Source organism: uncultured Bacteroides sp. (assembly GCF_937912035.1).
GTDB lineage: Bacteria > Bacteroidota > Bacteroidia > Bacteroidales > Bacteroidaceae > Phocaeicola.
In genome coordinates this window covers 127,310-138,781 of record NZ_CALDPF010000007.1, presented here as the reverse complement: position 1 = coordinate 138,781, position 11,472 = coordinate 127,310, and the positions used below count along the sequence as shown (strand labels likewise).

General features: G+C 38.1%; 11 protein-coding genes. 4 read left to right on the top strand and 7 right to left on the bottom strand.

From position 1 onward, the window contains the following. Nucleotides 1-92 precede the first annotated feature (92 nt). Entirely contained in the window at nt 93-1,598 is a 1,506-nt protein-coding gene (locus Q0486_RS01410) for a TrkH family potassium uptake protein (RefSeq protein ID WP_299229689.1), read from the top strand. A 124-nt stretch (nt 1,599-1,722) separates the two neighbouring features. After that, nucleotides 1,723-2,370 (top strand): carbohydrate-binding family 9-like protein, encoded by a 648-nt coding sequence (locus tag Q0486_RS01405; RefSeq protein WP_299229687.1) that lies wholly within the window; start codon nt 1,723-1,725, stop codon nt 2,368-2,370. Between the two features lie 217 nt (nt 2,371-2,587). Here the strand turns inward: Q0486_RS01405 and Q0486_RS01400 are convergent, their stop codons facing one another. After that, on the bottom strand, nt 2,588-2,794 hold the full coding sequence (locus Q0486_RS01400; RefSeq protein WP_299229684.1) for a hypothetical protein: 207 nt from the start codon (nt 2,792-2,794) through the stop codon (nt 2,588-2,590). Nucleotides 2,795-3,043: 249 nt separating this feature from the next. Between Q0486_RS01400 and mtaB the strand changes: the two genes are divergently transcribed. Both mtaB and Q0486_RS01390 read left to right on the top strand, forming a co-directional pair. After that, a complete protein-coding gene (gene mtaB, locus Q0486_RS01395; protein ID WP_299229682.1) occupies nt 3,044-4,363 on the top strand; it encodes a tRNA (N(6)-L-threonylcarbamoyladenosine(37)-C(2))-methylthiotransferase MtaB in 1,320 nt (439 codons plus the stop codon). A 24-nt stretch (nt 4,364-4,387) separates the two neighbouring features. Continuing rightward, a complete protein-coding gene (locus Q0486_RS01390; protein ID WP_299229679.1) occupies nt 4,388-5,410 on the top strand; it encodes a glycosyltransferase family 2 protein in 1,023 nt (340 codons plus the stop codon). Nucleotides 5,411-5,447: 37 nt separating this feature from the next. On the opposite strand, the gene miaA is transcribed toward Q0486_RS01390, so the two are convergent. The 6 genes from miaA to pyrF all read right to left on the bottom strand — a co-directional run bounded on the left by miaA (nt 5,448) and on the right by pyrF (nt 11,469). After that, complete coding sequence (miaA, locus tag Q0486_RS01385) at nt 5,448-6,359, bottom strand: tRNA (adenosine(37)-N6)-dimethylallyltransferase MiaA (protein WP_299229676.1); 912 nt, start codon at nt 6,357-6,359, stop codon at nt 5,448-5,450. Nucleotides 6,360-6,454: 95 nt separating this feature from the next. Further along, nucleotides 6,455-7,006: a plasmid pRiA4b ORF-3 family protein gene (locus Q0486_RS01380; protein WP_235329246.1), complete on the bottom strand. Its 552-nt coding sequence runs from the start codon at nt 7,004-7,006 to the stop codon at nt 6,455-6,457. Between the two features lie 48 nt (nt 7,007-7,054). Beyond that, the gene (lpxA, locus tag Q0486_RS01375) at nt 7,055-7,822 is read right to left on the bottom strand and encodes an acyl-ACP--UDP-N-acetylglucosamine O-acyltransferase (protein ID WP_299229664.1); all 768 of its coding nucleotides are present in this window, start codon (nt 7,820-7,822) and stop codon (nt 7,055-7,057) included. 7 nt (nt 7,823-7,829) lie between these two features. Next, nucleotides 7,830-9,215: a bifunctional UDP-3-O-[3-hydroxymyristoyl] N-acetylglucosamine deacetylase/3-hydroxyacyl-ACP dehydratase gene (locus Q0486_RS01370; RefSeq protein WP_299229661.1), complete on the bottom strand. Its 1,386-nt coding sequence runs from the start codon at nt 9,213-9,215 to the stop codon at nt 7,830-7,832. Nucleotides 9,216-9,222: 7 nt separating this feature from the next. Next, on the bottom strand, nt 9,223-10,263 hold the full coding sequence (gene lpxD, locus Q0486_RS01365; RefSeq protein ID WP_299229658.1) for a UDP-3-O-(3-hydroxymyristoyl)glucosamine N-acyltransferase: 1,041 nt from the start codon (nt 10,261-10,263) through the stop codon (nt 9,223-9,225). A gap of 381 nt (nt 10,264-10,644) precedes the next feature. Then, nucleotides 10,645-11,469, bottom strand: a complete 825-nt coding sequence (pyrF, locus tag Q0486_RS01360; RefSeq protein WP_299229656.1) for an orotidine-5'-phosphate decarboxylase — start codon at nt 11,467-11,469, stop codon at nt 10,645-10,647. Between the last annotated feature and the right edge of the window lie 3 nt (nt 11,470-11,472).

Sequence of the window (11,472 nt, the reverse complement as noted above, 5' to 3'; positions counted from 1 at the left end):
CACCTGCTTTGGGAGCAGGGGGTCCCAGGTTCGAATCCTGGTACCCCGACGTAAGAGAGGCTTTAGTGGCCTCTTTTTTAATTTTATAAGATATGGAAGACTTCATCAGTTCACAAATGCATATTGAGGCCGGTCGGGGACATAGCCTATTGAATCGAAAAATGATTTTCAGAATTCTTGGTATACTTCTCTATTTAGAGGGGGTGATGTTCTTGGTATGTACACTGGTTTCCCTTTTATACAATGAAAGTGATTATATACACTTTGTTTATTCTTTATTGATAAATTTTGGTATAGGCAGTCTGTTTATGTTTTTGGGTAAGAATGCAGACAAAAGTCTATCCAGAAGAGACGGATATTGTATTGTAGCTTTTACATGGTTGTTTTTTACTTTGTTTGGTATGTTGCCTTTCTATATAAGTGGCAGTATACCTTCTGTTACGGACGCATTTTTTGAAACGATGTCCGGGTTTACAACAACTGGGGCGTCTATTCTTGATAATATAGAATCGTTGTCCAAAGGGATGTTGTTCTGGCGTAGTTTTACACAATGGATAGGAGGTTTGGGAATTGTGTTCTTTACTATAGCAATACTTCCTATATTCGGAGTGGGAAATCAAGTCCTTTTTTCTGCTGAGGCAACTGGGGTAAATCATGACAAGATACATCCAAAGATAAGCAAGATGGCCAAGGGGTTATGGATGGTTTATCTGATGCTTACTATTGTTGAAGCATTCTTGTTGTGGATAGGAGGAATGAGTATTTTTGATGCGGTATGTCATGCATTTACATCTACAGCTACCGGAGGATTCTCAACAAAACAGAATAGTGTGGCATATTGGAATTCGCCTTTTATTGAATATGTTATAACTATATTTACAATGCTCTCAGCTATAAACTTCTCTTTATATTTTCTGATATTCAAAGGAAAAACCTGGCATTGGCTGAAAGATGTCGAGACAAGATGTTTCTTGTTTTCTGTAGGAACGGTAACAGCTATTATAACATTTGCATTGTATTTTTTAAAGGGGTATGGACTTGAACTAGCCTTTAGACGTGCTTTTTTTCAGGTTGTAACGATTCATACATCATGTGGATATGCAACTGATGATTATTCTACATGGCCGCATTTTACTTTGGTTCTTTTGGTTTATATAATGTTTGCAGGTGGCTGTACTGGTTCAACGGCTGGTGGGGTGAAATCTATGCGTCTTCTTATTATTTTGCAGAATGTTAAGAATGAGTTTAATAGGCTTATGCATCCGCGTGCCGTACTACCGGTAAAGGTCAATGGGCATTCTGTTTCATCTTCTACTATCTCTACTGTGACAACTTTTGCTATGCTTTACATTATATGTACATTTGTTGGCTGGTTTATTTTTATGATTTTAGGACTTGAGATGATGGAAGCCATGGGTATTGCCGTATCTAGCATTGGAAACGTAGGTCCAGGTTTTGGTAGCTTTGGTCCTGCTTATTCTTGGAGTGCTCTTCCTGATGCTGCGAAGTGGGTTTCATCTTTTCTGATGCTTATAGGACGATTGGAATTGTTTGGCATATTATTAATGTTTGCACCTAGTTTTTGGGAGAAGAGATAACTTCTTTTATTCTACAAATGTTTATAAAATAAAGGTGTAAATATAAATTTATTTGGCAAAAGTGTATTTGTATTTGAAGTTTTAGTATATTTGCATTGTACCATATAACTTAACTTTAATAATTATGAAAGAAATTCATGTAAAGAAACTCTCTTGTGCTGTAGCTGATGCAGAGAATGTGAGTAGAATAATGGACGATGCTTCAATAGCGTTTATTCCTATTAACGTTGTAAATTGGCCTGATTATCCATATTGCCCAAAAGTAGAATTTAGAATTGTACATTGCGGAGAATCAATATTGCTTAATTATAGAGTAACTGAAGCAAGTGTTCGTGCCGTTGCAGCTTCCGATCAGGGCCGAGTGTGGGAAGATTCGTGCTGTGAGTTTTTTGTCCGTTCTGAAGATGAGAACGAATATTATAATTTTGAATGTAATTGTGCAGGAACAATATTAGTTAACTATGGTAGGAAAGGCGACAGACACCCTGCTTCTCAGGAGGTACTGTCAGGTATTAAGAGGTGGTCTTCATTGGGAAGAGAACCTTTTGAGGAACGCTTAGGTGAGATTTCATGGGAACTTTCATTGATTATTCCTGTATCTTCTTTCTTCAGTCATGATTTTAAAGAATTGTCAGGTCGTGTGTTACGTGCTAATTTCTATAAATGTGGTGATCTGTTGCAAACTCCACATTTTCTTTCATGGTCTCCTATAAATCTTCCTGAACCATGTTTCCACTGTCCTGATTTTTTCGGCCGTTTGGTCTTTGAATAAATCAATTAGATTTTATTCGAAGCTTTTTTATATATGGCTATGCAGTTGATGAGGCTTTTATTATTCTGAGATATTTTATTGTATATTAAGGCGAGATATTTATGTATAATAACATTATATCTCGCTTTTTCCTAAATGTATAGGCACAAAAAAAGTCTGCAGATTTTTTGTTATCCCACAGACTTTAACCTTTTTACCTAATCAGAACTACTGATAATTATTCAGCATTCTTGCAGCAAGCTTTAGCTGAATCACAAGCAGCTGAATCGCAAGCAACTGAGTCGCAGCATACTGAATCGCATGCAGGAGTAGCTTCTTCTACTACAGCAGCTTCTGTAGATTCTGTGTTTGCGTTTTTGTTACCACCACATGATGCAAATGATACTGCAACGAATGTAACGAATAAAAATACTAACTTCTTCATCTTTTTTTGCTTTTAAAATTCTGTAATACTTATGTTGTTATCTTAATTGACGGTGCAAAGATATATAGTTTTTTGATACGTTGTTCTTTTTTTGTGTATGAATTTTGCTAAAAAATATGTTTTGCAGCCTATTTATACTTATTTAACATAAAGTGTTTTTCTTTTTTTTGCATTTATATACTTGCTATTTGATATGAATTAATATATGTATTGAAATAATGAGTAACTTTGCGGAAAATATTATTTTTTATGATAGATACTACCGTTTTTCAGGATAAGAAAGCTGTTTATTATACATTAGGTTGTAAACTTAATTTTGCAGAAACTTCAACTATAGGAAAATCATTGAAGGATGCAGGTATAAGAACTGTTAGAAAAGGAGAGAAAGCAGATATAATAGTTGTAAATACATGTTCTGTTACTGAGGTAGCTGATAAAAAATGTCGTCAGGCTATTCATAAATTGATCAAATCGCATCCGGGAGCTTATGTTATTGTAACAGGTTGTTATGCACAGCTTAAGCCCGACACAGTTGCTGATATTGAAGGAGTAGACCTTGTATTGGGGGCTGAACAGAAAGGTGATCTTATGAAATACTTGGGAACACTGGAGAAAAAATCTCATGGTGAAGCTATTACAACAGCAACAAAGGATATTCGTAAATTCTCGCCTTCTTGTTCTAGGGGAGATCGTACTAGGTATTTCCTTAAAGTACAGGACGGATGTGATTATTTCTGTTCATATTGTACAATTCCTTTTGCTCGTGGAAGAAGTCGAAATGGAAATATTTCTGATATTGTTGAACAGGCTAAAAATGTTGCTTCTGAGGGTGGAAAGGAAATAGTACTTACAGGAGTTAATATAGGAGATTTTGGTAAGACTACAGGTGAAACCTTTTTCGACCTTGTGAAAGAACTGGACAAGGTAGAGGGAATAGAGAGATACAGAATTTCTTCTATCGAACCAAATCTTCTTACAGATGAAATCATTGACTTTGTTTCGACATCGAAGAGGTTTATGCCTCATTTTCATATACCGTTGCAGTCAGGTTGTGATGAAGTTCTAAAACTGATGCGTCGCAGATACGATACAGGGCTTTTTGCTTCTAAAATACGAAAAATCAAACAACTTATGCCGGATGCTTTTATTGGTGTCGATGTGATAGTTGGTACCAGGGGTGAGACTCCTGAATATTTTGAGTCTGCCTATAATTTTATAAAATCATTGGATGTAACCCAGCTGCATGTGTTCAGTTATTCAGAGCGTCCAGGCACTCAGGCATTGAAGATTGACTATGTGGTATCTCCTGAAGAGAAACATGCCAGAAGTCAGAGATTGCTCGAACTGTCAGATGTGAAGTTAAAGGAATTCTATGCCCGTCATAAAGGAAAAGAAGCCGTTGTGCTGGCAGAGCATTCCAAGCCTGGAATGCCTATGCATGGATTTACTGATAATTATATCCGTGTGGAACTGGATAGCGAGAAAGCTATGGATAATCAACTGGTAAAGGTAAGATTGGGAGATTTCAGTTCAGACGGTGAGTCTTTATTGTCCGAGATTTTAGAATAATAATTCTGTTAACATGTATATCGCATGAAGAAAGTTTCTGTTGTTATACTGAACTGGAACGGGGCGGAAATGTTGCGAACTTTTCTGCCCTCTGTCGTGAAATTCACCAATTCTGAACTGGCTGAGATTTGTGTGGCGGACAATGGTTCTACAGACAATTCTACAGATGTCGTAAGTCGGGAATTTCCAACAGTCAGACTGATTGCTTTCACGGAGAATTTTGGTTTTGCCGATGGATATAATAAGGTGATGAACCATGTTGACTCGGAATATGTGGTCTTGCTCAATAGTGATGTAGAGGTTACAGAAGGATGGATAGAACCTATACTGTCGTATATGGAGGAACATAGTGATGTTGCGGCATGTCAACCTAAGATATTAAGTTATCATGATAAATCAAAGTTCGAGTATGCCGGAGCATCAGGTGGTTATATTGACAAGTATGGATATCCGTTCTGCCGTGGAAGAGTGTTTGACTGTCTGGAGCATGATAATGGGCAGTATGACGAGCCTGCGGAAATATTCTGGGCTTCTGGAGCAGCAATGTTTGTAAGACGAGAAGTTTACACTAAGGTGGGAGGGCTTGACTCAAAGTTCTTTGCTCACATGGAAGAAATTGACTTATGTTGGCGTTTGCTGAGTAGGGGATACCGCCTGATGTGTATTCCGGAAAGCAAGATATACCATGTTGGCGGAGCTACACTGAAGAAAGAAAATCCCCGCAAGACATATCTTAATTTCCGGAACAATCTGTTGATGATGTATAAGAATCTACCTTCCGAAGAATTGGGAAAGGTGATGACTGTACGTTGTTTCCTTGATTATCTGGCTGTGTTTTTCTACTTGTTAAAGTTGGATTTTTCAAACGCTGGTGCTGTAATGAAGGCAAGAAAGGATTACCTGTCTATGCGTAAGGAATATAAATCCGTCAGAGAATACAATCTTGAGCATACAAGGGTAGATAAACTCAGACACAGATACAGTTTCTCATTAATATTCCAGTCCAAGATATTAGGAAAGACTACATTCTCACGTCTTGTGAAGTAGTCTTTCCGCTACTTCTTTTATATCTGAATTATTAGGATTATTTTCCTCTTTCCGCTTCGATATACTCCATTATTTCCTCTTCTCTGTCAGGACGAAACCATTTGATTTCGTTGTCCCGCTTGAACCATGTCATTTGTTTGCGGGAGTATATTCGTGAATTCTGCTTTATTTTTTCAATAGCAAACTCCAAAGTGCAGTTCCCTTCCAGGTATTGTATTATTTCCTTATAACCAACTGTATTGAGCGAATTAAGGTTTTTGTATTGATATACAGACTTCACTTCATCTACCAGTCCGTCGTTTATCATGATATCCACCCTTTTGTTGATACGGTCATACAACTCCTCCCTGTCTCTGCAAAGCCCTATTTTTATTATATCGAAAGGTCTTTGTTTTTTGTTTCCTGTTCTGAATGAAGTATATGTTTTTCCCGTCATGTAGCATATTTCAAGAGCGTGAATCACTCTTTTGGGGTTCTTCAGGTCAACTATCGAGTAATATTCCGGATCAAGCAGTTTCAGTTCGGCACATAATCTTTCCAAACCTTCTTTCTCGTATTTCTCCATCATCATCTGTCGTGTTTCGTTGTCAACGGTAGGAATATCGTCAATTCCCTTACAAATGGCATCTATATACATCATGGAGCCTCCGGTCAGAAGAATAGTGTTGTTGGTCTTGAAAAGTTCTTCAAGAAGGCTGATGACTTCGCTCTCATACTGTGCCGCGCTGTAGTAGTCCGTAAGTTTCAGTGTACCGACGAAATAGTGTTTTACCCTTTTCAGATATTCTTCCGTTGGTGCAGCTGTACCAATCTTTAGGTCGGAATATAATTGCCTTGAGTCTGCAGAGATTATTGGCGAACCATATTTCTTTGCTATTTTTATGCTAAGGTCAGTCTTTCCTACACCTGTTGGTCCTATAAGTACTATGAGAGTTTTCTTGTCGTTCATCAGTTTTTATAAATTAAGAAAGCGAAGAATGACGGATTATCAACATTTGTAGTTGAAGCCGTATTCTTCGCTTCGTTGTTTAGTCAATATTATTATTAATATTTATCGTCGTCGTAAGGATTACCTTCTGTCATGTCGAATCCGTCCATGTCGAAATCTTCCATATCATAATCCTCATCACCGTAGAAATTTTCACCTAAGTCAAGCGATTGTCCTGTATTCAGCTGTTCATCAAAATCGATAGTCTGCTGTGGAGCCTCACCTTCTTGACGTGAGCATATAGCATGTTTCAAATCCTGACCTGTAATGATTTCCGACAGTTCGATGAAGAAAATTCTTTCTGCCAATGGGTCGAAAACATATATCAGTTTCTGTTTTTCGTCCTCAAGAAGTTCGCTCAACGGAGTATCTTTCATGATGTAGATGTCTTCGTCAGAACTACTTGTGCCCATATCTTCAAGAGTGATTTCTGTCTCTTTTTCCCAATCATCATCACAAATAAAGAAAGAAGTCATCTGGTCATCTTTATAACCTGTACACTTAAGGATTGCCTCATGTAAATCATAGAATGAAGCGTCTGAGTCGATTTTAATTTCTCTTAGGAAGTTATCGACTTCGTCTGATATGAGTCTGAATTTGTAAACCATCTTTATTATAGTGTTAAATCTTTATTTTGTAAATATACAAAAAAATGATTATCTGATAATACCTCTCTGCGAATTTTCTATGAACGAGATAATATATTCTATTTCCTTGCTCATAGGTACTTCCTGTTTCACTTGTTCAAGTGCCTCAGCAGTGTTTTTACCGCTGTTGTAGATTATTCTGTAGGCGTTGTGGATATTTTCAATCAATTCGTTTGAGAAACCTCTTCTTCTCAGTCCGACGATGTTTATTCCGCAGTATGCGATAGGATCTCTACCTGCTATGATAAACGGTGGAATATCCTTGCTGAAGCGGCTTCCGCCCTGTATCATTCCATAACCACCTACGCGGCAGAACTGGTGCATCAGTACGCTGGCGCTGATTATTGAGTAGTCGTCAATAATGATTTCTCCGGCAAATTTGGTTGAGTTACCAATGATACATCCGTTTCCGATTATAGCATCGTGAGCCACGTGTACACCTTCCATCAGGAGATTGTTGCTTCCTACCACAGTCTTTCCTTTTGCTGCTGTACCGCGGTTTATGGTAACATTTTCTCTTATGGTATTGTTATCACCTATTTCGGCTGTGGTTTCTTCACCTTTGAATTTCAGATCCTGCGGTATTGCACCGATTACAGCACCCGGGAAAATTCTGTTGTTATTTCCTATTCGTGCTCCGTAAAGGATGTTTGCATTAGGCATAATGATATTATTGTCACCTATTACAACATTCTTGTCGATATATACGAATGGGCCAATCTCAACGTTTTCTCCTATCTGTGCTTCAGGATGTATATATGCTAAAGGACTTATCATATTTATATTATTTGTTTTTTACGATTTGAGCCATAAATTCAGCTTCGCAAACGATTTTCTCTCCTACAAAGACATATCCCTTCATTGTAGAAACTCCACGGCGGATAGGAGCCATGAGCTCTACACGGAATATCAATGTGTCGCCAGGAACAACTTTCTGACGGAACTTTACATTGTCTATCTTCATGAAATATGTAGAATACTTTTCAGGTTCGTCTACCGAGTTCAGTACAAGTAATCCACCAACCTGAGCCATAGCCTCAATCTGAAGAACTCCCGGCATAACAGGTTCCTGAGGAAAATGCCCCTGGAAGAATGGTTCGTTTGAAGTGACGTTCTTCACGCCTACTATATAATTTGCTCCCATAGCAATAACCTTGTCGACAAGCTGGAACGGATATCTGTGAGGCAACAATTCGCGTATGCGGTTTACGTCCATCAGTGGTTCTTCGTTGCAGTTATATATAGGAGCCTGGATTTCGTGCAGACGAATTTCCTTTCTGAGTTGTCTTGCGAATTTGTTGTTTATAGTATGTCCCGGTCTTGTAGCAATAATTCTTCCCTTGATAGGTTTACCTATAAGAGCCAAATCACCAATTATATCAAGAAGTTTATGTCTTGCAGGTTCGTTAGGCCATACCAAAGGAATATGGTTGATGTATCCTAAATGGCTTGCGTCCATGTGAGGAACTTTCATTACATCGGCCAGTTTATCGAAATTTTCCTGTGTCATCTGCTTTTCGTATATTACGATTGCATTGTCCAAGTCACCTCCTTTGATGAGTCCGGCATTAAGCAAAGGCTCAATTTCGCGTACGAAAACAAAAGTACGGGCAGAAGCGATTTCTGTAGGGAAGTCTGCCATATTTTCAAGTGTGGCAAACTGGTTTGTTAGAATATTCGAGTCGTACGAAATTAAAGTGTTTATACTGAATCTGTCGTCAGGCAGTACAGTTATACATGAGCCTGTAGCCTCGTCGCGGAATTCTATTTTTGATTTTATTATATAGTAGTCTTTTGGAGCAGACTGTTCCTCTATTCCAACTCTTTCTATACATTCCACGTATGCTTTTGCGCTTCCGTCCAAAATAGGGAACTCTGGACCGTTTACTTGTATAAGACAGTTGTCTATACCAGCTGCATATAGAGCAGCCAAAGCATGTTCTACAGTGCTTACCTTTACATTGTTCTTTGATAATACTGTACCTCTTGTCGTATCAATAACGTTCTCCGCTACAGCGTCGATTATAGGCTGGTCGTCTAAGTCAATTCTTTGGATCTTATACCCGTGATGTTCCGGAGCAGGATTGAATGTCACTGTCAGTTTAACTCCAGTATGAAGTCCTTTGCCATTCAGTGAAAAGCTACCTTTTAAAGTCTGTTGTTTCAACATGGGTGTTTTATTTGTTTATTTGTTTTTTCAATTCTTCTATTTCTCTATGTAGTCTGCCCAATTCTGCATACATATCAGGCAGTTTCTTGTAAATGATAGCTGAGCGTGCAAACTGCTTGTGGTCTATAGCCGGATAACCCATTATTGCGATATCCGATTTAGTGTTCCCTGGTATACCTGACTGTGCACCAACGGTTACTTTATTTCCCACTTTAATATGACCTGCAACTCCCACTTGTCCGCCAAACATACACCATTCACCTATTTTTGCCGAACCGGCTATACCAACTTGTGAGGCCATTACAGTGTTGCTTCCTACTTCTACGTTATGGGCAATCTGAACCAAATTGTCAAGTTTTACGCCTTTATGAATTATAGTAGCGCCCATTGTTGCACGGTCAATACATGTATTTGCACCTATTTCAACATCATCTTCCAATATCACAATTCCTATCTGAGGAATCTTTTCATATCCTTCAGATGACGGTGCGAATCCGAATCCATCAGCACCGATAACAGAACCGGCATGTAATATACAGTTATTACCAATGCGACAGTCGTGATAAATAGTTACATGCGGATATATAATACAATTGTTGCCTATTTTAGCATTGCTTCCTATCGTTGCATGTGGATGAATATAAACATTGTCGCCTATAACAGCTCCTTCTTCGATGCAAGCAAAAGGACCTACATAACAGCTGTTTCCAATTTTAGCTTTTTCCGAGATTGAAGCTAATGGATCTATTCCGGTTTTCTTTGGCTGACTCATTTCATATAAGTTCATAAGTTTAGCCAAGCTCTCGTATGCGTTATCAACCTTGATAAGCGTAGCTTTCACCTCGTGTTCGGGTATGAAATCTTTATTCACCAATACTATTGATGACTTCGTTTCGTAGATGAAATTAGTATATTTGGGGTTTGCCAGAAACGATAATGCTCCCGGTATACCTTCTTCAATTTTTGCAAAGGTATGTACTGTAGCATTTTCGTCGCCTACAATAATTCCTTGGATAAATTCTGCAATTTGTTTAGCTGAGAACTCCATAATTATCTTCTTTTGTTCCTTTTGTTTTGTTTTATTGTTTTTCTTACCCTTAATAAACGTAAAGTAAGTTCATTTACTTGTTTATGCAAATTACGTGTTTTTTTTTTATATATCAGAGAAAAAAGCAAAATATTTGCATCTTTACTCATATAAATAGGTAGATTTCAATAAAAAAACAGTTATATCAGCCCTTTGTGAGGATGATATAACTGTTTTATCTGCTGAATTTATCCGGAATATATGATAATATTGTTTAGCATTTTCATGACATTATTGTGAAAAATACATGTCATTTCGGATATTAAGTCCAGTAAAGTATCTAAATATATATATCAGCTAAATTTAAGAAAGTTTAATCTGAAACTATTTTTTTTATATCAATCAGAGGATTGCTTTTAGTTGTTCAGACATCTGTTGTTGTACTTTCTGTGCTTCTTGGCCAGCCACTTTTGCAAAGTTTTCAGTCTTGTCGGCATAGATGATTGCACGGCTTGAATTTACAATAAGTCCGCATTCCTTAGTCATACCGTACTTGCAAACCTCTTCCAGCGAACCGCCCTGTGCTCCGATGCCAGGAACCAGAAGGAAGTGGTTAGGAACGATCTTACGGATATCTTCGAACATGCGTCCCTGAGTAGCACCAACTACGTACATCATGTTTTCGTCGTTAGCCCATTCCTGGCTCTTGCGCAATACCTTTTCGAATAGACGTTCGCCTTCTGTGTCAGTAGTGAGCTGGAAGTCGTGTGAACCTTTGTTTGATGTAAGAGCAAGAAGGATAACCCATTTGCCTTCGTAAGTAAGGAACGGAGTAACACTGTCTTCGCCCATATATGGAGCTACAGTTACAGAGTCGATGTTCAATTCTTCGAAGAATGTACGTGCATACATAGCCGAAGTATTACCGATGTCACCACGTTTAGCGTCTGCTATGATGAACTGGTCAGGATAGTTTGTCTTGATGTATTCTACTGTCTTTTCGAATGCAATCCATCCCTTCACACCCATACTTTCATAGAAAGCCAGATTTGGTTTGTAAGCGATACAGTAAGGTGCTGTTGCGTCAATTATAGCCTTATTGAAGGCGAATATAGGATCTTCTTCTTTCAGAAGGTGTTCAGGAATTTTCTTGATGTCGGTGTCAAGTCCCACGCAGAGGAATGACTGTTTCTTCTTGATGTTTTCGAATAACTGTTGTTTGTTCATATT

Coding starts and splice junctions, on each gene's coding strand:
- pyrF (WP_299229656.1), bottom strand. CDS start 11,469: ATGAACAAACAACAGTTATTCGAAAACATCAAGAAGAAACAGTCATTC.
- Q0486_RS01405 (WP_299229687.1), top strand. CDS start 1,723: ATGAAAGAAATTCATGTAAAGAAACTCTCTTGTGCTGTAGCTGATGCA.
- Q0486_RS01400 (WP_299229684.1), bottom strand. CDS start 2,794: ATGAAGAAGTTAGTATTTTTATTCGTTACATTCGTTGCAGTATCATTT.
- Q0486_RS01410 (WP_299229689.1), top strand. CDS start 93: ATGGAAGACTTCATCAGTTCACAAATGCATATTGAGGCCGGTCGGGGA.
- lpxA (WP_299229664.1), bottom strand. CDS start 7,822: ATGATAAGTCCTTTAGCATATATACATCCTGAAGCACAGATAGGAGAA.
- Q0486_RS01380 (WP_235329246.1), bottom strand. CDS start 7,006: ATGGTTTACAAATTCAGACTCATATCAGACGAAGTCGATAACTTCCTA.
- lpxD (WP_299229658.1), bottom strand. CDS start 10,263: ATGGAGTTCTCAGCTAAACAAATTGCAGAATTTATCCAAGGAATTATT.
- miaA (WP_299229676.1), bottom strand. CDS start 6,359: ATGAACGACAAGAAAACTCTCATAGTACTTATAGGACCAACAGGTGTA.
- Q0486_RS01390 (WP_299229679.1), top strand. CDS start 4,388: ATGAAGAAAGTTTCTGTTGTTATACTGAACTGGAACGGGGCGGAAATG.
- Q0486_RS01370 (WP_299229661.1), bottom strand. CDS start 9,215: ATGTTGAAACAACAGACTTTAAAAGGTAGCTTTTCACTGAATGGCAAA.
- mtaB (WP_299229682.1), top strand. CDS start 3,044: ATGATAGATACTACCGTTTTTCAGGATAAGAAAGCTGTTTATTATACA.